The organism is Pectobacterium jejuense (assembly GCF_026800125.1).
Lineage (GTDB): Bacteria > Pseudomonadota > Gammaproteobacteria > Enterobacterales > Enterobacteriaceae > Pectobacterium > Pectobacterium jejuense.
This window is the reverse complement of the sequence record NZ_JAPQKX010000001.1, coordinates 719,510-741,202: the sequence shown is the minus strand read 5'-3', so window position 1 is coordinate 741,202 and position 21,693 is coordinate 719,510. Positions and strand designations below refer to the sequence as shown.

The 21,693-nt window shown below is 53.2% G+C and carries 19 protein-coding genes and 1 other annotated feature; of the genes, 13 read left to right on the top strand and 6 right to left on the bottom strand.

Going from position 1 to position 21,693, the window contains the following annotated elements:
* The 8 genes from rsxA to dtpA all read left to right on the top strand — a co-directional run bounded on the left by rsxA (nucleotide 1) and on the right by dtpA (nucleotide 8,640).
* Complete coding sequence (rsxA, locus tag NXT09_RS03370) at nucleotides 1-582, top strand: electron transport complex subunit RsxA (protein ID WP_010275190.1); 582 nt, start codon at nucleotides 1-3, stop codon at nucleotides 580-582.
* Complete coding sequence (gene rsxB / locus NXT09_RS03365; RefSeq protein WP_039473065.1) at nucleotides 582-1,160, top strand: electron transport complex subunit RsxB; 579 nt, start codon at nucleotides 582-584, stop codon at nucleotides 1,158-1,160. The genes rsxA and rsxB overlap by 1 nt, the downstream gene beginning before the upstream one ends.
* Nucleotides 1,153-3,423: an electron transport complex subunit RsxC gene (gene rsxC / locus NXT09_RS03360; protein ID WP_268578855.1), complete on the top strand. Its 2,271-nt coding sequence runs from the start codon at nucleotides 1,153-1,155 to the stop codon at nucleotides 3,421-3,423. Before rsxB ends, rsxC begins: the two co-directional genes overlap by 8 nt.
* Nucleotides 3,424-4,479, top strand: a complete 1,056-nt coding sequence (rsxD, locus tag NXT09_RS03355; protein WP_268578854.1) for an electron transport complex subunit RsxD — start codon at nucleotides 3,424-3,426, stop codon at nucleotides 4,477-4,479.
* A 10-nt stretch (nucleotides 4,480-4,489) separates the two neighbouring features.
* Entirely contained in the window at nucleotides 4,490-5,119 is a 630-nt protein-coding gene (gene rsxG, locus NXT09_RS03350) for an electron transport complex subunit RsxG (RefSeq protein WP_268578853.1), read from the top strand.
* Nucleotides 5,116-5,823 carry an electron transport complex subunit E gene (locus tag NXT09_RS03345; protein ID WP_268578852.1) on the top strand — a complete coding sequence of 236 codons (708 nt, stop codon included), beginning with the start codon at nucleotides 5,116-5,118 and terminating at the stop codon, nucleotides 5,821-5,823. The genes rsxG and NXT09_RS03345 overlap by 4 nt, the downstream gene beginning before the upstream one ends.
* A complete protein-coding gene (nth, locus tag NXT09_RS03340; RefSeq protein ID WP_268578851.1) occupies nucleotides 5,820-6,455 on the top strand; it encodes an endonuclease III in 636 nt (211 codons plus the stop codon). Before NXT09_RS03345 ends, nth begins: the two co-directional genes overlap by 4 nt.
* A gap of 688 nt (nucleotides 6,456-7,143) precedes the next feature.
* Complete coding sequence (gene dtpA, locus NXT09_RS03335) at nucleotides 7,144-8,640, top strand: dipeptide/tripeptide permease DtpA (RefSeq protein WP_268578850.1); 1,497 nt, start codon at nucleotides 7,144-7,146, stop codon at nucleotides 8,638-8,640.
* Between the two features lie 121 nt (nucleotides 8,641-8,761).
* Here the strand turns inward: dtpA and cysB are convergent, their stop codons facing one another.
* Complete coding sequence (gene cysB / locus NXT09_RS03330) at nucleotides 8,762-9,736, bottom strand: HTH-type transcriptional regulator CysB (protein ID WP_005968651.1); 975 nt, start codon at nucleotides 9,734-9,736, stop codon at nucleotides 8,762-8,764.
* A gap of 381 nt (nucleotides 9,737-10,117) precedes the next feature.
* Nucleotides 10,118-12,718, bottom strand: a complete 2,601-nt coding sequence (gene topA, locus NXT09_RS03325) for a type I DNA topoisomerase (RefSeq protein ID WP_205550510.1) — start codon at nucleotides 12,716-12,718, stop codon at nucleotides 10,118-10,120.
* Between the two features lie 368 nt (nucleotides 12,719-13,086).
* Between topA and NXT09_RS03320 the strand changes: the two genes are divergently transcribed.
* The gene (locus NXT09_RS03320) at nucleotides 13,087-13,356 is read left to right on the top strand and encodes a YciN family protein (protein ID WP_039276201.1); all 270 of its coding nucleotides are present in this window, start codon (nucleotides 13,087-13,089) and stop codon (nucleotides 13,354-13,356) included.
* 74 nt (nucleotides 13,357-13,430) lie between these two features.
* Here the strand turns inward: NXT09_RS03320 and sohB are convergent, their stop codons facing one another.
* A complete protein-coding gene (sohB, locus tag NXT09_RS03315; protein WP_268578849.1) occupies nucleotides 13,431-14,477 on the bottom strand; it encodes a protease SohB in 1,047 nt (348 codons plus the stop codon).
* Between the two features lie 356 nt (nucleotides 14,478-14,833).
* On the opposite strand from sohB, the gene NXT09_RS03310 reads away from it, so the two are divergent.
* Together NXT09_RS03310 and cobO are read left to right on the top strand one after the other, a co-directional pair.
* Nucleotides 14,834-15,595, top strand: a complete 762-nt coding sequence (locus NXT09_RS03310; protein ID WP_268578848.1) for a YciK family oxidoreductase — start codon at nucleotides 14,834-14,836, stop codon at nucleotides 15,593-15,595.
* Nucleotides 15,596-15,613: 18 nt separating this feature from the next.
* Nucleotides 15,614-16,204, top strand: coding sequence for a cob(I)yrinic acid a,c-diamide adenosyltransferase (cobO, locus tag NXT09_RS03305; RefSeq protein WP_268578847.1), 591 nt, complete (start codon nucleotides 15,614-15,616; stop codon nucleotides 16,202-16,204).
* A gap of 207 nt (nucleotides 16,205-16,411) precedes the next feature.
* Here cobO and rluB read toward each other — a convergent pair whose 3' ends face one another.
* The 3 genes from rluB to rnm all read right to left on the bottom strand — a co-directional run bounded on the left by rluB (nucleotide 16,412) and on the right by rnm (nucleotide 19,132).
* Nucleotides 16,412-17,296 (bottom strand): 23S rRNA pseudouridine(2605) synthase RluB, encoded by an 885-nt coding sequence (rluB, locus tag NXT09_RS03300; RefSeq protein ID WP_205550519.1) that lies wholly within the window; start codon nucleotides 17,294-17,296, stop codon nucleotides 16,412-16,414.
* Nucleotides 17,297-17,475: 179 nt separating this feature from the next.
* Nucleotides 17,476-18,096, bottom strand: a complete 621-nt coding sequence (locus NXT09_RS03295; protein WP_268578846.1) for an L-threonylcarbamoyladenylate synthase — start codon at nucleotides 18,094-18,096, stop codon at nucleotides 17,476-17,478.
* Between the two features lie 151 nt (nucleotides 18,097-18,247).
* On the bottom strand, nucleotides 18,248-19,132 hold the full coding sequence (gene rnm / locus NXT09_RS03290; RefSeq protein ID WP_370690891.1) for an RNase RNM: 885 nt from the start codon (nucleotides 19,130-19,132) through the stop codon (nucleotides 18,248-18,250).
* 220 nt (nucleotides 19,133-19,352) lie between these two features.
* Nucleotides 19,353-19,457, top strand: a sequence feature (Trp leader region).
* 31 nt (nucleotides 19,458-19,488) lie between these two features.
* On the opposite strand from rnm, the gene NXT09_RS03285 reads away from it, so the two are divergent.
* Together NXT09_RS03285 and NXT09_RS03280 are read left to right on the top strand one after the other, a co-directional pair.
* Entirely contained in the window at nucleotides 19,489-21,051 is a 1,563-nt protein-coding gene (locus NXT09_RS03285; RefSeq protein ID WP_268578844.1) for an anthranilate synthase component 1, read from the top strand.
* Entirely contained in the window at nucleotides 21,051-21,629 is a 579-nt protein-coding gene (locus NXT09_RS03280) for a glutamine amidotransferase-related protein (protein ID WP_010275261.1), read from the top strand. Before NXT09_RS03285 ends, NXT09_RS03280 begins: the two co-directional genes overlap by 1 nt.
* Nucleotides 21,630-21,693 lie beyond the last annotated feature (64 nt).

The window sequence follows — 21,693 nt, the reverse complement described above, 5'->3', positions numbered from 1 at the left end:
ATGACCGAATACGCATTGCTCTTTGTTAGCATCCTTCTGGTAAATAATTTCGTCTTAGTGAAGTTTCTTGGGCTGTGCCCCTTTATGGGCGTGTCCAAAAAACTCGAGGCGGCGATTGGCATGGGCATGGCGACCACGTTTGTGATGACGCTGGGCTCCATGTTCTCTTGGCTTATCAACGAATTTATTCTCGTTCCGCTCGATATTCTCTATTTGCGCACCATGGCCTTTATTCTGGTGCTCGCCGTGGTGGTGCAGTTTTCCGAGATGTTCGTGCGCAAAGTCAGTCCTGAGCTATATCGCCTGCTGGGGATCTTCCTGCCGCTGATTACCACCAACTGTGCGGTGCTTGGCGTGGTTCTCCTCAACATCAACCTGTCACACGGTTTCCTGCAATCGACGATTTATGGTTTCGGCGGCGCGGCTGGCTTCTCGCTGGTGATGGTACTTTTTGCCGCCATTCGTGAACGCCTTGCCGTGTCGGATATTCCTGCGCCGTTCCGCGGTTCGTCTATCGCGCTGATCACCGCTGGCCTTATGTCGCTGGCGTTTATGGGCTTTACCGGACTGGTGAAATTCTGATGACCGCTATCTGGATCGCCATTGCGGCATTAAGCGCCCTCGCGCTGGCATTCGGTCTGGTGCTCGGCTACGCCTCCCGTCGGTTTGAAGTCGAAAACGATCCGATCGTGGAAGAAGTGGAAGCCATGCTGCCACAAAGCCAGTGCGGTCAGTGCGGCTACCCTGGCTGTCGGCCGTACGCCGAAGCGGTCGCGCTGAACGGTGAAAGTATTAATAAATGCGGCCCCGGCGGCGAAGCGATGATGCTGAAGCTGGCTGAAAAACTCAACGTCGATCCGCAGCCGCTGGAAGGTGACGCCGATGTTCAGGCCCCCGCACGCCATGTTGCCTGGATCGATGAAAGCAACTGCATCGGCTGCACCAAGTGCATTCAGGCCTGTCCGGTTGATGCCATCATCGGCAGTACCAAAGCGGTACACACCGTCGTCAGCGATTTGTGCACCGGCTGCGATCTCTGCGTCTCCCCTTGCCCGACGGACTGTATCGAATTACGTCCTATCGCGCCGACTCCCGCTAACTGGAAATGGGATCTCGATACGATTCCAGTACGCGTTATTCAAGTAGAACGACATGCTTAAGCTGTTTTCCGCCTTTAAAAAAGACAGGATCTGGGATTTCGACGGAGGCATTCATCCGCCGGAAATGAAGACGCAGTCCAGCCAGACGCCGCTGCGCCAGATCCCGCTGCCAGAACAGTTCATTATTCCGCTCAAGCAGCATCTTGGCCCGGAAGGCGAGATCTGCGTCAGCGTCGGCGATAAAGTCCTGCGCGGTCAGCCGTTAACGCGGGGAAAAGGCCGCACGTTGCCCGTTCACGCCCCGACGTCAGGAACGGTGAACGCGATTCGTCAGCACACGACGGCGCACCCTTCCGGCTTGTCCGAACTCAGCATCATCATCGTGCCGGATGGCGAAGATCGCTGGTGCGAACGCCAAACCTTGACGGATTACCGTGAACAAAGCGTCGATACCCTGCTTGCCCATCTGCATCAGGCTGGCATTGCGGGTTTAGGCGGCGCAGGCTTCCCTACTGCGGCCAAGTTACAAGGCGGGATGCGCGGGATTGAAACCCTGATTATCAACGGCGCAGAATGTGAACCCTATATCACCGCTGACGATCGACTCATGCAGGAGTGCGCCGAGGAGATTATTCAGGGCGTCGAGATTCTGTCGTTCCTGTTGCAGCCGAAACGCATTCTGATTGGGATCGAAGATAACAAACCGGAAGCCATCAGCGCCCTGCGTTTGGCCTTGGGCAAACGCAGCGACATGCAGCTGCGCGTCATCCCAACCAAATACCCGTCAGGCGGTGCCAAGCAGCTCACCAAGATTCTGACTGGCAAGGAAGTGCCGTTCGGTAAACACTCCGCCGCTATTGGCGTATTGATGCAGAACGTCGGAACGGCTTTCGCCATCAAACGCGCCGTGATCGACGGCGAGCCGCTCACCGAACGCGTGGTGACGCTGACCGGTGAAGCCTTGCGCCAGCCCGGCAACGTCTGGGCACGACTGGGGACACCGGTACGTCACCTGCTCAAACAGGGCGGCTTCCACGTCAATAAGCAGCCGATGGTGGTGATGGGTGGACCGCTGATGGGCTTTACCCTGCCGTCGCTGGATGTCCCTATCGTTAAAATCAGCAACTGCCTGCTCGCGCCGTCACATACGGAAATGGAGCCGGTTGCTGAAGAACAATCCTGCATTCGCTGTAGCAAATGTGCCGATGCCTGTCCGGCAGGCCTGTTACCGCAGCAGCTTTACTGGTTCAGTCGCGGGCAAGAACACGAAAAAGCCCGCAATCACCATCTGTTTGACTGCATCGAATGCGGTGCCTGTGCTTACGTCTGCCCCAGCAATATTCCGCTGGTGCAGTATTACCGTCAGGAAAAGGCCGAAATTCGGGCCATCGACGAAGAGGCACAGCGTGCCGCACAGGCCAAAGTGCGCTTTGATGCCAAACAGGCTCGTATGGAGCGGGAAAAAGCGGCACGCGAACTGCGCCACAAAAAGGCGGCGGCTAGCGTCTCCACCACGGATAAAGATGCCGTTCAGGCCGCACTGGAGCGCGTACGCCGTAAGCAAACCGCCGCAACAGAGGTCGGTTCGCCAATCGAGGTCATCCTCGATGCACAGCCGGATAACAGTGCCGCCATCGCCGCGCGTGCTGCCCGCAAAGCACAGGCTCGTGAAGAACAGTTACGCGAAGAACGGGCACGTGAACAACCGACGCAGCAGGAAGCGCCTGCGGTCGAGGTTCCCTCTGCCGAGCTTGACGATCCGCGCAAAGCCGCTGTGGCCGCCGCTCTGGCACGGGTTAAAGCGCGTAAGGCTGCACAGCAATCTGAGGCAGTGAGCCCAGAAAGTACGGACGAAGCGGCGACTCCTGCGGTTTCCAACGTGGTGGCAGAACCTATCGCCGCCGTTGAAGCACAAGAGCCAGAAGATCCGCGTAAAGCTGCCGTTGCTGCCGCTATCGCGCGCGTTAAAGCTCGTAAAGCCGCACAACAGCCAGCAACAAACACGGAAGAGCCTGTTCCGGCGGCTGTCCCTGACGTTGTAGCAGAACCGATTGCCGTCGTTGAAGTACAAGAGCCGGAAGATCCGCGTAAAGCTGCCGTTGCCGCCGCTATCGCTCGCGTTAAAGCCCGTAAAGCCGCGCAGCAAGCTGCAACAAATGTGGAAGCGCCTGTTTCGGCGGCTGCTCCTGACGTAGTAGCAGAACCGACTGCCGTTGCTGAAGTACAAGAGCCGGAAGATCCGCGTAAGGCTGCCGTTGCTGCCGCTATCGCTCGCGTTAAAGCCCGTAAAGCCGCGCAGGCATCGTCATATCAAGAGGAATAAATGGCTTTTAGAATTGCGAGTTCACCGTTCACACATAACCAGCAGCGCACACAGCGCATCATGCTGCTGGTCATTCTGGCCTGTCTGCCGGGTATGCTGGCGCAGTATTACTTCTTTGGCTACGGCAACCTGATTCAGGTCGGGCTGGCGTCGGCCACCGCGCTTGTCGCAGAAGGTGTGACACTGTCACTGAGGAAATTTGCCGTACGCACCACGTTGGCAGACAACTCCGCACTATTGACCGCCGTACTGCTCGGCATCAGTCTGCCGCCACTGGCCCCCTGGTGGATGGTGGTCATGGCAACCGTCTTCGCTATCATTATCGCTAAACAGCTGTATGGCGGCTTAGGGCAAAACCCTTTTAACCCCGCGATGATTGGCTATGTGGTGCTGCTGATCTCTTTCCCGGTTCAGATGACAAGCTGGCTGCCGCCCGTTCCGCTGCAAACCATTCCCGTCGGTTTCCATGATGCGTTAGTTATCATCTTTACCGGACAGACGCCTGACGGGTACACCATGCAGCAGCTGATGCACAACGTTGATGGCGTCAGTCAGGCTACCCCGCTGGATACGTTTAAAACCAGCCTGCGCTCTGGCCAAACGCCGCAAGACATTCTGCAACAGCCGATGTTTGCTCAATCGCTGTCCGGTATTGGCTGGCAATGGGTGAATATCGGTTTTCTTATCGGCGGACTGTTTTTGCTGATGCGCGGCACCATTCGCTGGCATATTCCGGTCAGTTTCCTGCTGTCGTTGATGTTCTGCGCCTCGCTAAGCTGGATCATTTCGCCAGAGAAATTCGCGCCACCGATGCTACATCTGCTGTCCGGGGCAACGATGCTCGGCGCATTTTTCATCGCAACCGATCCCGTTACCGCATCAACCACCAACCGGGGCCGCCTGATTTTCGGGGCGCTGATTGGGTTACTGGTCTGGCTGATTCGGACCTACGGCGGCTATCCGGACGGCGTCGCGTTTGCCGTTCTGCTGGCAAATATCACCGTGCCGCTGATCGACTATTACACCAAGCCACGCGCTTACGGCCACCATCGCTGAGGAGACGCCCATGATGACGACAATGCGCCGCCACGCGACAACACTGGCCCTATTTGCTGCTGGCACGACTGCATTAACCGCCGTGGTGAACATGTTAACGGAACCGACGATCTCGCATCAGGCGATGCTGCAGCAAAAGATGCTGCTGGATCAGGTGGTTCCCGCCGAGTTATACAACAGTGACATACAAAAAGAGTGTTACGTTGTCACTAATCCTGCACTTGGATCGTCAGCGCCGCACCGCGTGTTCATCGCCCGTCAGAACGGTGAGCCGGTTGCCGCAGCACTGGAAAGTACCGCGCCGGATGGCTATTCTGGTGCTATTCGGCTGCTGGTCGGGGCCGATTTTCACGGTAAGGTACTCGGTGTTCGCGTTACCGAGCATCATGAAACACCGGGGCTGGGTGATAAAATCGAAGTACGAATTTCTGACTGGATCACCCGATTCAGCGGACAAACAGTACAGGACGAGCGGGATGCCCGCTGGGCAGTGAAGAAAGAAGGCGGAATGTTTGATCAATTTACCGGCGCCACCATTACGCCGCGCGCCGTCATTAACAGCGTAAAACGCAGCGCCCTTTACCTGCAAACGCTGCCATCACAAATCAACACGCTGTCCGCCTGTGGAGAGAACCAATGAGTCAGACCAAAGCACTTTTCATTGAAGGGTTATGGAAGAACAACTCGGCACTGGTTCAATTGCTGGGCCTTTGCCCCCTGCTGGCCGTGTCATCAACCGCGACTAACGCGCTGGGATTAGGGCTGGCAACCACGCTGGTTCTCACCTGTACCAATATGGCCGTCTCCGCGCTGCGTCGCTGGGTACCAGCGGAAATCCGTATTCCCATTTACGTTATGATCATCGCCTCGGTGGTCAGCACCGTACAGATGTTGATCAACGCCTACGCCTATGGCTTATATCAATCGCTGGGGATTTTTATCCCGCTGATCGTGACGAACTGTATCGTTATCGGCCGAGCAGAAGCCTTTGCCTCCAAGAATGCGGTTTTCCCCTCCGCTATTGACGGTCTGGCAATGGGGTTAGGCGCGACCAGCGCACTGGTGGTACTCGGTTCTTTGCGCGAAATTCTGGGCAACGGCACGCTATTCGACGGCGCAGATTTGCTGCTGGGCAGTTGGGCTAAAGCGCTGCGCATTGAGGTTGTTCACCTCGATTCCCCTTTCCTGCTGGCGATGCTGCCACCGGGCGCGTTTATCGGTCTGGGGCTGTTGCTGGCGGTGAAATATTTGATCGATGAGAGAATGAAACAACGCCGAGCCCGTGCCGCTGCCGCCGAAGGGAAAACCACGCCAGTGACAGGTGCCGTAGGGGAATCGTTGTGAATAAGACCAAGCGGGTTGAGATATTAACGCGTTTACGCGACAACAATCCCCATCCGACGACTGAATTACATTTCAGCACGCCGTTTGAATTGCTCATTGCCGTGCTGCTTTCCGCTCAGGCAACCGATGTCAGCGTGAACAAGGCAACCGCAAAGCTCTACCCTGTTGCCAACACGCCGGAAGCGATGCTTGAGCTCGGCGTAGACGGCGTGAAAGACTACATCAAGACAATCGGCCTGTTTAACAGCAAAGCGGAAAACGTCATCAAAACCTGCCGTTTATTGCTGGAAAAACATCAGGGACAGGTTCCTGAAGATCGCGCCGCGCTGGAAGCCTTACCCGGCGTAGGACGAAAAACGGCAAACGTCGTCCTGAATACCGCGTTTGGCTGGCCGACGATTGCCGTTGATACGCACATCTTTCGCGTCAGTAACCGGACAGGATTCGCTCCGGGTAAAAATGTCGAACAGGTAGAGGAAAAACTGCTGAAAGTGGTTCCGGCAGAATTTAAAGTCGACTGCCATCACTGGCTCATCCTGCATGGTCGTTACACCTGTATTGCCCGTAAACCGCGCTGTGGTTCCTGCCTGATTGAAGATTTATGTGAATTTGGCGAAAAGGTCGACGCTTAATCTACTGTGGTCTGGTGGAATCTCTCTCACCAGACCTTCTTCTCCGTTATTCCTCACTCCGCCTCGTCTTTTGCTCTCTCACTCGCAAAGCAAGCCACGTGTTCTCTGCATCTTACTGCTCAGACAACGATGCGCTCAGGCGGTTTATTCGATGCGCTGTAGCGTATTCCTCTATCAAAAAGCCTGTATAAAAGTACAAGTAACCACTATTTAAGGCTAATAAGTTATTTTTAATAGAAAATTTAGTGATTGAAAATCACATGGAGTGATTATATCGATATTTATCTTATTTCCTGTTATTGATGGATTTTTATACTCACTGCATATTTAGTGATATGCAAAAGATTAAACCGCATATTCATTCATAGTTAATGATATTGTCTTGATTTTAAGTAAAAGGCAGATTATATCCCTTTTATGAAAAATAAATAGGTAAAACCAATATAATCATTTGAAGCAAAAGAAAGTTATGAAATTAAACTCTGCATAACATTTAATTTCTAGTTTTATCCAACAACCAAAACCACTTGCAACAAAACATGTCAAATGACTTGCCTGTCCGTAAAATCACGTCAATATAGCGCCGTTTTTCCTCCCCATAACTAGTCAAAAGAGGTGGCAGTTTCACTGCTTCACTCTTGTTATTTTCTCGTTAAAAAAAACGAGATAGGTAAAATCAGAGGTCTTTGTGTCAACAGCAAACAACAACAGCGAATCCCCTGAAAGCGTCAGCATGAACGCTTTCAAACAACCCAAAGCGTTTTATCTCATCTTTAGCATCGAGCTGTGGGAGCGTTTTGGTTACTACGGTCTGCAAGGCATTATGGCAGTTTATCTGGTCAAAATGCTGGGCATGTCCGAAACCGACTCTATTACCCTTTTCTCCTCATTTAGTGCGCTGGTATACGGTTTCGTCGCCATTGGCGGCTGGCTGGGTGATAAAGTCCTCGGCACGAAACGTGTGATCGTGCTGGGTGCCATCGTGCTGGCGATCGGGTACACCATGATTGCCTACTCAGGCCACAGCGTGACGTGGGTGTATATCGGTATGGCGACCATTGCCGTCGGTAACGGATTGTTTAAAGCCAACCCGTCAGCCCTGCTGTCTACCAGCTATGCGAAAGACGATCCGCGCCTGGACGGTGCTTTCACCATGTACTATATGGCGGTGAACATCGGCTCCTTCTTTTCTATGTTGGCGACACCGGTACTTGCCGCGAACTATGGCTGGAGCGTGGCCTTCTCCCTGAGCGTAGTGGGTATGATTCTGACGCTGGTTAACTTCATGTTCTGCCGCAAGTGGGTCAGAACACAAGGTTCTCAGCCAGATTTCCAACCGATCAATCTGCCGAAGCTTGCGGTCACGCTCGCGGGTATTGTCGCGCTGGTCGCCCTTTCCACCTGGTTGCTGCACAACCAGAGCATCGCACGTTGGATTCTGATGCTGATTTCACTGGCCGTTGTCGCCATCTTCATCAAAGAGATGCTGGCGGTGCGCGGAGCAGAACGCCGGAAAATGATTGTCGCGCTTCTGTTGATGCTGGAAGCGGTCGTCTTCTTTGTGCTGTACAACCAGATGCCAACATCGCTGAACTTCTTTGCTATTCGCAACGTTGAGCACTCGATCTTAGGCTTTACCTTTGAACCAGAGCAGTATCAGGCGCTCAACCCGTTCTGGATTATGGTTGCCAGCCCGATTCTGGCTGCGGTTTACAACAAAATGGGCGACCAGCTGCCAATGGCGCACAAGTTTGCGATTGGTATGGTGCTGTGCTCTGGCGCGTTTCTGGTGCTGCCGTGGGGCGCTAGCATGGCAAACGAACACGGTATTGTGTCCGTCAACTGGCTGATCCTCTGCTATGGCCTGCAAAGTATCGGGGAGTTGATGATCTCCGGTCTGGGTCTGGCGATGGTCGCTCAACTGGTACCACAGCGTCTGATGGGCTTCATTATGGGTGCCTGGTTCCTGACGTCAGCCGGTGCCGCCATTATCGCAGGCTACGTTGCTAATATGATGGCCGTGCCTGAGAACGTCGTAGACCCACACGCGTCTCTGGAAATTTATAGCAATGTCTTCATGCAGATTGGTATCGTCACGGGCATCATCGCCATTCTGATGCTGCTGACTGCGCCGAAACTGACACGCATGACGCAGGATGTCGCCACTACGACAGCAGCCGCCTGATAACCAGCCTGAGCCCCTCACGCCGATATGTGCGTGAGGAGTGATGAGCAAAGCGTTTGAATGATAAAAAGCCAGACAGTGTCTGGCTTTTTTACGTTGGTTGGTCCGTCCTGAATGACGTTTACTTCACGGGCAGCGTCACATCTTTGAACATCGCTTCAATTTCATCATTCGAACGCAGCGCAACGGCAGAATCGACGACGTCACGCGTTAAGTGCGGCGCAAAGCGCTGGATGAAATCGTACATGTAACTACGCAGGAACGTGCTGCGGCGGAAGCCAATTTTCGTCGTGCTGTAGCTGAAGATGCTGTTCGCGTTGATGGTCACCAGATCGGTTTCCGTCTGCGGATCGACCGCCATATTCGCAATAACCCCGACACCCAACCCTAAACGCACGTAGGTCTTAATCACATCGGCATCCGTGGCGGTAAAGACAATGCGCGGCGTAAGGCCAGCGCGGTTAAACGCGGTATCCAGCTCAGAGCGCCCGGTAAAACCAAAGGTATAGGTGACGATAGGATAAGCGGCCAGTTCTTCGATGGTGATATCGGTCTTAGACGCCAACGGATGATCCGGTTTGACCACCACCGCGCGATTCCAGTGGTAGCACGGCAGCATGATCAGATCGTCGTACAAATGCAGCGCTTCGGTCGCAATAGCAAAATCCGCAGAGCCTTTCGCAACGGCCTCAGCAATCTGCGTCGGCGAGCCCTGATGCATGTGCAGCGACACGCGAGGATAGCGATCGATGAAGCCTTTAATGACGCTTGGCAGCGCGTAACGCGCCTGCGTGTGCGTGGTCGCTACATACAACGACCCTTTATCGGGATAGGTGTGCTCTCCGGCAACCGCTTTGATGGCATCGACTTTCGACAACACTTCACGCGCGATGCGGATGACTTCCTGTCCGGCTGGTGTCACCTGTGTCAGGTGTTTTCCACTACGGGCAAAAATCTGAATGCCCAACTCATCCTCCAGCATGCGGACCTGTTTACTGATCCCCGGCTGGGAGGTGTACAACCCTTCTGCGGTAGAAGACACATTCAGGTTGTGATTAACAACTTCAACAATATAACGAAGCTGTTGTAGTTTCATAATTTATCCCATTCCCAATTGAAGTGTGCGCGTGGCATCTCACAACGTTCTGACGACGTTCCGTTTTATTGATCTTGATTGCGTCTTAACCATCTGGCGCATATTTCCATCAATTAATGTCATTTAATCATAAAAACTATTTTTATATAACCATTTCCGCATGGCGGCAGCGATAAAGAACGCGGTGCATGCGATTATCACCGAGGTAAACCGCATCATTCTCTATCACGGATCAACAATCGTCATGCTACCGCAGGACAATCTTCATACATCTGTTTTATCTGAATATTTTCTGCGATCAAAAAAGCCAGCCTCACGGCTGGCTTGATTTAGCGATGTTTTACACATAACTCAGTTATGCGCAGGGTAACTGAAAAGAAGTTACTTCTTCCCTTCAACCCATTTTCCATCGATGTAAAACGCTGACCAGCCCGTTGCCTTGCCGTCTTTCTCTGACGAGACATATTGCTGTTTGGTCTTACGGCTGAAACGCACCTGCGTTTTGTTGCCGTCTTTATCGACCACAGGCGCTTCCGCCAGATAGCGCAGTTTTTCCGGTAAACGATCTTTGAATCGCACCAGTTCTTCTACCAGCGGTGCCCTCGTTTCGCGAGATTTCGGGAACGTATTGGCCGCAAGGAAGACCCCTGCTGCGCCATCACGCAATACGAAATAGGCATCAGACTTCTCGCAAGGCAGCTCAGGCAACGGCACCGGATCTTCTTTCGGTGGCGCAACATCGCCATTACGCAGGATCTTACGCGTATTACTACAGGTCTCGCTGGTGCACGCCATGTATTTACCGAAACGACCCATTTTGAGATGCATTTCGGAGCCACACTTCTCGCACTCAACAATCGGGCCATCATAGCCCTTGATGCGGAACTCACCGGCTTCGATCTCATATCCGTCACAGGCTGGGTTATTCCCGCAAACGTGCAGCTTGCGCTGATTATCAATCAGGTAGCTGTCCATCGCCGTACCACATTTTTCGCAGCGACGACGGGCACGCAACGCATTGGTTTCGGCATCGTCGCCTTCCAACACGTTCAGTACTTCAGTTTCCGGTATCAGATTGATCGTGGTCTTACAGCGCTCTTTCGGCGACAGTGCATAGCCGGAACAGCCCAGGAACACCCCGGTACTGGCAGTACGGATACCCATTTGACGAGAACAAGTTGGACAATCAATGCTGGTTAATACCATCGCATTGGGGCGCATACCGCCTTCTTCAGGATCCTGCTCTGCTTTTTCCAACTGCTGGCTAAATTCGTTGAAGAATTCATCCAGTACCGCTTTCCATTCTGCCTGATTATTGGCGACCTGATCGAGGCGGCTTTCCATCCGTGCGGTGAAATCGTAATTCATCAGTTCGCGGAAGTTTTCTTCCAGTCGATCGGTAACGATTTCCCCCATTTTCTCGGCATAGAAACGGCGGTTTTCCACTCGAACGTAGCCGCGATCCTGAATGGTGGAAATAATAGAAGCATAGGTAGACGGACGGCCAATCCCACGTTTTTCCAGCTCTTTAACCAGAGAGGCATCGCTGTAACGTGCCGGTGGTTTAGTGAAGTGTTGCCCTGGCAGCAGTTTCTGCAGCGACAGAGGCTCGCCCACTGCCACGGTCGGCAACGTGCGATCTTCATCATTCTTACGCAGCGCAGGCATGACTTTCGTCCAGCCATCGAAACGCAGCGTACGGCCTTTGGCACGCAACTGATAATCGGCAGCTTCCACGATTAACGTGGTGGAATCGTATTGCGCAGGCGTCATTTGACAAGCGACGAACTGACGCCAAATCAGCTGATACAGCTTCTGCGCATCGGCTTCCATATCTTTCAGATTGTCAGCCAGCACGCCGACATCAGAAGGACGAATTGCTTCGTGCGCTTCCTGCGAGTTTTCTTTGCTGCTGTAAAGGTTCGCTGACTCCGGCAGATAGCGCTTGCCGAACTCTTCGCCAATATAACCGCGCACCATCGTCAAGGCATCCTGACTGAGGTTCGTTGAGTCGGTACGCATGTAGGTAATGTAACCCGCTTCGTACAGACGCTGCGCCATCATCATGGTCTTTTTCACGCCGAAGCCAAGGCGCGTACTGGCAGCCTGTTGCAGCGTGGAGGTGATGAACGGCGCGCCCGGTTTGCTGCTGGTCGGCTTATCTTCACGATCGGCAACCACATAACGCGCGTTCTCAAGCAGGCTGACCGCCGCATGCGTTTGTTCTTTATTAACTGGTTTAAACGGCTTGCCGTTGTGGTGCGTCACCTGCATTTGCAGTTGAATATCGCTGCCGGCCAGCAAATCAGCGTGCAGTTCCCAATATTCTTCCGGCACGAACGCTTTGATTTCACGCTCGCGATCGACAATCAGACGTACCGCAACCGACTGCACGCGCCCAGCGGACAGGCCACGGGCAATTTTTTTCCACAGCAGCGGGGAAACCATGTAACCCACCACACGATCCATAAACCGGCGCGCCTGCTGGGCATTTACGCGGTCAATATTCAACGTGTCGGGTTTTTCAAACGCCTGTTTAATGGCATTTTTCGTGATTTCGTTAAACACCACGCGGCTGAAACGCTGATCGTCACCACCAATGATTTCCCGCAGGTGCCAGGCAATGGCTTCCCCTTCGCGGTCAAGGTCGGTTGCGAGATAGATGTGGTCGGCATTTTCCGCCAGCGTTTTTAATTCGGAGACAACCTTCTCCTTACCCGGCAGTATTTCGTAGTTGGCTTTCCAGCCATGATAAGGGTCGACGCCCATACGATTAACTAGCGCGGATTTCTCATCCTTTTTGACTTTCTTTTTCGTTTTATCTTTAGTCGTTGAGTCCGCGCTCTTTTTACTGACTGAGCCACTCGTCGGCAGATCGCGCACATGACCGACGCTGGATTTCACCACGTAGTCATTGCCTAAATACTTATTGATCGTTTTGGCTTTTGCCGGGGACTCGACGATAACGAGAGCTTTACCCATATGTACTATTACCTGCTGAATTCTTCTGAAAATCAGATATTTTTCGGGGCATCCAGAGCGGATTCTACTGACTGCGCAAAATCCCACACTCTACCTGATAAATATTGCCACGCAACCTAATTAGCATGGAAACCCTGTTTTATCCGCCTCCTGCCACACTGAATATCGGCAGGTAAGCACCTAAAATGTAGTCCATTTGTATCATAATCTACGCTTTACGCTGAAACCGTATCGCAGTACCCTTTCTCTTGATGCGACTTTGAAATAACCGCATTGCGTTTTGAAATCGCGGTATTGATTTTAGAAATAGCCTTGTTGATATAGTGCAACGCCCCCTTTTTTCAAGGGTGAGTACAGGAGTAACAATCATGTCACCTGAACATCAGGTTAACGAAGAAAAGCGTCCTATTGACCGCCAGAGCTTATTAATTGAAGCCAATGACATCATTAAGCATCACGATGATTATTTGCATGGCATGGTCGCTGATAGCGTAGAACAAAAAAACGGCGTGCTGGTTTTTCGCGGTGAGTTTTTTCTCGATGAGAACGGAATACCGACCTTAAAAAGCACCGCGGTATTTAACATGTTCAAGCATCTTGCGCATGTTTTATCCGAAAAATACGACTTGATCGATTAAATAGCTTATCGATTAAATGCAAATGCCCGCAAATTCGCGGGCATTTGATTGTGTACGGCTTAATATTTTATTAATTACAGCAGGGGTTTCGAACCACGTTGCCACCAGCGCAACATCAGTCGCTCTGCGGTATCGCCAGCGCTGCCCGTCAGACGATCCAGCAGACGCTTACGCCGCGTATAGCGAACGCTTAACACTTCATGGTTGGCCATTTCAGCAATCAGCAGATCGTCACTGGTACCGATAGCGTCAATCAACCCCAGATCTTTCGCCTGAGTGCCAAACCAGTGCTCTCCCGTCGCAACAGAATCAATATCCAGCGAAGGACGCATCTGCTGTACAAAATCCTTAAACAGCGTGTGCGTGACATTCAAATCTTCACGGAATTTCTCACGACCTTGTTCGGTATTCTCACCAAACAGCGTCAACGTACGCTTGAATTCGCCCGCAGTATGCAGCTCAACATCAATGTCTTTGTTTTTCAGCAAACGGTGGAAGTTGGGGATTTGCGCCACAACGCCAATAGACCCGACAATCGCAAACGGTGCCGCGACGATGCGGTCAGCCACGCAGGCCATCATATACCCGCCGCTGGCAGCCACTTTATCTACGGAGACCGTCAAGCGTACGCCGCCCTGACGTAAACGTTGCAATTGCGAGGCCGCCAATCCATAACCGTGAACCACACCGCCTGGGCTTTCCAGACGCAGCAATACCTCATCTTTCGGTTTCGCCACGGCGAGCACGGCGGAGATCTCTTCACGCAGCGAACTGACTTCGCCCGCATCCATACTGCCGTTGAAATCGAGCACGTACAGACACGGTTTAACACTCTTTTCTTCACCACGTTTGACGCGCTGTTTATCTTGCTTCGCGGTTTCTTTTTCTTTCTTCTTTTCTTGTTTCGATAACAGCTTACGCTCGGTGTCGCTCATGCAGGCGGTCTGCATTTCACGCTGCATTTCCTGATATTGTTCACCCAGATTCGTGACCTGCAACTCACCTTTATGTGGGCGCTTACGCTGCGTCATCCCGAATGCCAGAACGACTAATGCACCAATAGCCACCACGATGGTGAGTACCTTAGCCAGGAATAAACCGTACAGAGAAAGTAATTCCACAAACACCGTCCTCATTGACTGCGTATTAATTAATGTTGGTTTACTCACCAACCATGGCGTTGACGTCGTGCGCCATTCCCTTCCTATAACCTAACTGATGGCACGCAATATGGCGATGTTATTCCTGCGGTTTTTACGCCTGTTGCTGCTTTTTACAACAGCACGGGGATAAATAGAGGCAGTCTCATTGAAAACAGTCGACATTTGAGGCATAACACCCCCATTCACCCTGCCCGGATGCGCCATTATCTGACGTTCCGAGCGGCACGACCGACGCACCTCGTCGTGCTGACACACGATAGCAGGTCTATTATCTGAAGCGTGGCTGCTTTGCGCCACGGCAAGAGGAATTCATTGTGCATTACCAGCCTAAAATCGATTTACTGCAAAACCGCATCATTCTGGTTACTGGTGCTGGCGACGGCATTGGCCGGGAAGCCGCGCTGACCTACGCTCGCTACGGCGCGCACGTCATTTTATTAGGGCGGACAGAAAGTAAACTTCAGGCAGTTAAACAGCAGATCGAGCAGGAACACGGTACGCCAGCGCACGTTGTTGTCTGCGATATGCTGGCCTTATCCTCCGCGCAGTGCTTTCAACTGGCTGACGAACTGGCGCAGGTAGTACCGCACCTGGATGGGGTTCTCCACAACGCCGGATTACTCGGGGAAATCACCCCTATCACACAGCAAACGCCTGAGATCTGGCATCAGGTTATGCAGGTCAACGTCAACGCGACCTTTATGCTGACACAGGCGTTGCTGCCTCTGTTATTGAAATCGCCTTGTTCTTCTCTGGTTTTCACCAGTTCCAGCGTGGGCCGCGAAGGTCGCGCCGGCTGGGGAGCCTATTCCGTATCCAAGTTCGCGACAGAAGGCCTGATGCAAGTGCTGGCAGAAGAATATCGCTCGCACAATCTGCGCGTGAACTGCATCAATCCTGGCGGGACACGTACCGGAATGCGTGCGTCAGCCTTCCCTAACGAAGATCCGATGAGACTGAAAACGCCAGCAGATATTATGCCGCTGTATCTCTACCTGATGGGCGATGACAGCCGCCGTAAGACGGGGATGAGTTTTGACGCACAGCCGGGCAGAAAAGCCGGTCCAGCCGAATAATAGAGAAGAGCACGCACGATGAGCGATGAACGCCACCAGCAACGCCAACAGCGCCTGAAAGAAAAGGTCGACGCCCGCATTGCCGCCGCGAATGAAACACGCGGTATCCTGATCGTCTTCACCGGTAACGGGAAAGGCAAAACCACGGCGGCCTTTGGCACCGTCACGCGAGCGATAGGCCACGGATTACGGGCGGGCGTGATCCAGTTTATTAAAGGTGAATGGCCTAACGGTGAGAAGAATCTGCTGCAACATCACGGCGTGGAATTTCAGGTCATGGCGACGGGCTTTACCTGGGATACGCAGAATCGCCAGACGGATACCGAAGCGGCACAGCACGTCTGGCAGCATGGCAAACGGATGCTAGCCGATCCACAGATCGACCTCGTCGTACTGGACGAACTGACGTATATGATTAGTTATGATTATTTGGATTTAAGTGACGTTGTCACGGCATTGAAGCAGCGCCCCGCCGGGCAGACGGTCATTATTACCGGACGAGGTTGCCATCGTGATTTGTTAGAAATGGCCGATACCGTGACGGAAATGCGCCCTGTAAAACATGCGTTTGATAGCGGAATTCAGGCCCAGCAAGGCATTGACTGGTAGTCGTTAGCCTTATTGCTGACAACCGCTGGTGCGCAGGAGTAACGGATAGATCGTAAAGACGCTGCAAGTACGTCCATGTAAGCTCGGATTGCGCCATCCCTGGCGCAAACGCTTTACTCTTCTATTCCGTTACGCCCGTTTTCATTCGATAAATAACAACCTATTGCGGGCAGCGAAAGCGGCCCGTGAAGCGTAGGGATAACGATATTACCCGTTGCGCTTAGGTTTTGGCGAAGTACGGCGTGCTGGCGCAGTATTGGTCTGGCTGTGACGTTTTACTGCACGACGGATCTGGTTCGCTTTCACCCGGCGGCGCTCGCGCTCAACCGGCAGTTTCGATACCGTTTCTGCCGGAAGCTGCACTAATTCACGCAGATAGTTCAGCTGTTCCAGTGGCATTTCTGTCCAGCCACCGCGAGGAATACCTTTCGGCAGCGTAATGTCACCGTAGCGCACGCGAATCAGGCGGCTAACCTGCACGCCAACCGCTTCCCACAGACGGCGAACTTCACGGTTGCGCCCCTCAGTCAGCGTCACGTTATACCACTGGTTCAAACCTTCACCGCCCTGGTAGCGGATAGTGCGGAATGATGCCGGGCCGTCTTCCAGCTGTACGCCTTTGCTTAGCTGTTTGATCTTTTCGTCATCAACTTCACCGAAAACACGCACGGCGTATTCACGCTCAACCTCACGGCTAGGGTGCATCAGGCGGTTGGCTAACTCACCGTCGGTCGTGAACAGCAGCAAGCCGGAGGTGTTCACGTCCAGACGCCCTACGGCAACCCAGCGAGAACCCTGAATTTTTGGCAGACGGTCAAATACTGTCGGGCGGCCATCAGGATCGTTACGGGTGCACAACTCACCTTCCGGTTTGTAGTACATCAGTACGCGGCACACAGACTCTTCGGTTTCCTTAACGGTAACCACATGACCATCGATACGGATTTTGGTGGCTTTCGTCACTTCAACGCGATCGCCCAGAGTGGCAATCTTACCGTCAACGCTGACGCGTCCAGCCTGAATGATAACTTCAATTTCGCGGCGTGAGCCATGTCCGGCACGCGCCAGAACTTTTTGTAACTTTTCGCTCATTGAGCAACCTCTAGTGTCGCCTTCCCAGGCGTCGGGGGGGAGTCATAACTGCTTATAAAATTCAGCTAGTTACGTAAAAATAGTGTCTACGTAAAAATCATTCGTCGTAGTAAAAACTGGCGCGATTATACCGATCTTCGCGCCATTTGTATTCCGATTGTTATCGCTCGTCGCTGCGTTTATAGGAACGGCGTGACATCTCCAGTACCTTCACGGGCGACGCGTGGCAAGGACTCGGTCAAATCGATAACCGTCGTCGGCTGTTGACCCAGCGAACCGCCATGAATAATCAAATCCACCTGTTTTCCCAATCTGTCCTGAATATCTTCTGGATCGGATTCGGCGAAATCATTTCCCGGCAGCATCAGCGTCGTCGACATCAGCGGTTCATTCAGCGCAGCCAGCAGCTCCAGAGCGATAGGATTGGACGGCACGCGCAGGCCGATGGTTTTACGCTTTTCATTCATTAAGCGGCGAGGCACCTCTTTCGTCGCTTTCAGAATAAACGTGTAATTACCGGGTGTGTTATTTTTAATCAACCGGAAAGCCGAGTTATCAACATGGGCATACGTCGACAGTTCGGACAGGTCGCGACACATCAGCGTGAAGTTATGATCGCTCCCCAGATCGCGAATCCGGCAGATGCGTTCCAGCGCGTTCTTTTCGCCCAACATACAGCCCAACGCGTAACCGGAATCCGTTGGATAAACAATCACCCCGCCTTTATGCAAAAATTCCACCGACTGATTGATCAATCGCGGCTGCGGATTCTGTGGGTGAATATAGAAAAACTGGCTCATGACCCTACCTCGTACGTCTGACATTTCGCGGCGCTGTTCATTCCAGCCCGCTTCATCGTGCAATAAGGATTATTATAGAACGTGTTGGCGGTAAAAGATTGTTATTCCATGAATTTGTTATTTCAAAAAGAACGTCATGGCATCAACGCGGCTATGCGCTGCCAGCCTCAACCAATAGCGGATGGTGCCAAACGGGTTCGACATCGGCAGGTAGCCACAGTTTGCGCCCCAGCTCAATCCAGGCGCACGGCAGGTGGAAATCCGATCCTTGCGACGCCATCAGGTTGAAGTCGCGCGCATAGCGCCCAAGTTGCGTACGCTCATCCGGTGCCTGTTGGCATTGCGCCACTTCCATCGCGATCCCGCCGCTTTCTGCGAAGGTAGCTAGCAGACGCTTTAGCCATTTGGCCGTCAAATCGTAGCGCCCCGGATGCGCCAACACCGACACACCGCCGGATTGATGAATCGCCTCAATCGCTTGCGGGATGGTGCACCACTGCGGTGGCACGTAACCGATTTTGCCTTTCGCCAGATATTTTTTGAACACCTGATTCATATTCGCTGCGATGCCCAGTTCGATCAGATAACGTGCAAAATGCGCGCGTGTAATCTGCCCTCCCGTCGCCAGACGCTGTGCGCCCGCCAGCGCATCGGGAATGCGGTTTTTTTCCAGTCGAGCCGCGATCTGCTCCGCTCGACTCTGCCGACACGCCGCCTGCTGTTGCAGCAACCCCGTTAACGCTGGGTGTGCACTATCCATCCCCAATCCGACAATGTGAATCTCATGATTTTCCCACAGCGTGGAGATCTCTACGCCGGGAATCAATCTCAGCGGCAGCCCCTGCTGTGCAATCGCATGTTGCGCTTCGTCAAGCCCAGCTGTCGTGTCATGATCGGTAATGGCCAGCACGCTCACCCGCATGTCTACCGCCCGACTGACCAGCGCCGTCGGCGTTAAAAGGCCATCAGATGCCGTAGTATGGCTATGCAAATCATAAAGTGGGAACGACGATATCGGTTGAGAATCTTCTGGCACAAGCCTATCCATTAACAAGAATAATGCGAAGGCCGCATGATGCCATCAATAGGGCGTAAATGGTAATGCCCGCCGTTTCTCTGAGTAATAAAATAATCATATTGAAGGTGTTGACATTTTATCGCCGAACCAGTTAACTAGTACGCAAGCGCAGTACGCGGACAGTAATCAGTATACAAACAGTGAGATGATGATAATGGCAACGCAGAAAATGATGAAGCATGGTTGGTGGCGCTCTTCCCTCTCGCGGGTGGACTAATCACGCATCGCTGTTATCACACATGCAGATATTCCCAGGCCCGCTTAACTAAGCGGGCTTTTTATTTGATGGGCACAACATTAAACGGGTAGCAAGAATGCAAACAACACAACCTAAACTGGAACTGCTGCGTATTGAGGCCGTTTACCGTAACGACCCCAGCGCCATCTTCCATCAGCTCTGCGGTGCCAGACCAGCAACGTTGTTGTTAGAGTCGGCTGAAATCGACAGCAAGGAAAACCTGAAAAGCCTGTTGATCGTCGATAGCGCGCTGCGCATCACCGCACTGGGTCAGCAGGTTTCTATTCAGGCACTAACGGCAAACGGCGCCAGCCTCCTGCCGCTTCTGGATGCCGCGCTGCCAGTGGAGATTATCAATCAACCACGTCCGAACGGTCGTGAACTCACGTTCCCACTGGCAGACGCCATGCAGGACGAAGATGCTCGCCTGCGTTCGCTGTCCGTGTTTGATGCCTTACGTCAGATTCTGACGCTGGTCGCCTGCCCGACAGATGAGCGTGAAGCCATGTTTCTCGGCGGCCTGTTCGCCTACGATCTGGTTGCCGGGTTTGAAGAATTACCCGCGCTGAGCCAGCAGCAGCGTTGCCCGGATTTTTGCTTCTATCTGGCAGAAACGCTGCTGGTGCTTGATCACCAAAAACGAGTGACCGCTCTGCAAGCCAGTCTGTTTACACCGAACCACAGCGAAAAGCAGCGTCTGCAACAGCGTCTGGAACAGTTGCAACATCAGCTCACTCAGCCTGCACCTGCACTGCCGCGCCAGTCCATCGAAGACATGACGCTGAGCTGCAATCAGAGCGATGAAGCCTTCGGGGAAGTCGTCAGCCAGATGCAGGAAGCTATCCGCATCGGTGAAATTTTCCAGGTCGTGCCGTCACGTCGTTTCTCTCTGCCGTGTCCTTCACCGCTAACTGCCTACCAAACGCTGAAGGATAGCAATCCAAGCCCTTACATGTTTTACATGCAGGATCAGGACTTCACGCTGTTCGGTGCCTCGCCGGAAAGCTCGCTGAAATACGATGCCGACAGCCGCCAAATCGAAATCTACCCCATTGCCGGTACTCGCCCGCGCGGTCGCCGTGCCGATGGCTCATTGGATCGCGATCTCGATAGCCGTATTGAGTTGGAAATGCGTACCGACCATAAAGAGCTGGCTGAGCATTTGATGCTGGTCGATTTAGCCCGTAACGATCTGGCGCGCATTTGTCAGCCGGGTAGCCGTTACGTTGCTGATTTGACCAAAGTTGACCGCTATTCCTTTGTCATGCATCTGGTCTCCCGCGTCGTGGGCACATTGCGTGAAGATTTAGATGTGCTGCACGCCTACCGCGCCTGCATGAATATGGGCACGCTGAGCGGCGCACCGAAAGTCCGAGCCATGCAGCTGATTGCCGAAAGTGAGAAAACCCGACGCGGCAGCTACGGCGGCGCGGTGGGCTACTTCACCGCTCATGGCGATCTGGACACCTGTATCGTCATTCGCTCCGCCTATGTCGAAGACGGTATTGCCACCGTTCAGGCCGGTGCGGGCGTGGTGCTGGATTCTAACCCTCAGGCCGAAGCCGACGAAACGCGTAATAAAGCCCGGGCCGTACTGCGAGCCATTGCCAGTGCGCACCATGCAAAGGAGATTTTCTGATGGCCGACATCCTGCTGCTCGATAACATCGATTCATTCACCTACAACCTGGTGGATCAGCTGCGTGCCAGCGGTCATCAGGTCGTGATTTACCGTAACCATCTGCCTGCCGACGTCATCATCGCGCGGTTACAGCAAATGGAAAAACCGATCCTGATGCTCTCCCCCGGCCCCGGCACGCCAGCCGAAGCGGGTTGTATGCCCGAGCTGCTGCAACGTTTGCGCGGTCAGTTGCCGATTATTGGCATTTGCCTCGGCCATCAGGCCATCGTGGAAGCCTATGGCGGCCATGTCGGTCAGGCGGGTGAAATCCTGCACGGCAAAGCGTCAGCCATCGACCACGATGCCAGCGGCATGTTTAGCGGTTTACCGCATCCGTTGCCCGTTGCTCGTTACCACTCGCTGGTCGGCAGCAACATTCCGTCGACGCTGACCGTCAACGCACACTTCAACACGATGGTCATGGCCGTGCGGAACGATGCCGATCGCGTCTGCGGTTTTCAATTCCACCCTGAGTCGATCCTGACCACGCATGGCGCTCGACTGCTGGAACAAACGCTGGACTGGGCGCTGGCTTAACGAGGGATACGATTATGCAACTGTCTTCTACACAACAGTCTTTTAAGACACAGAACCGTCTACT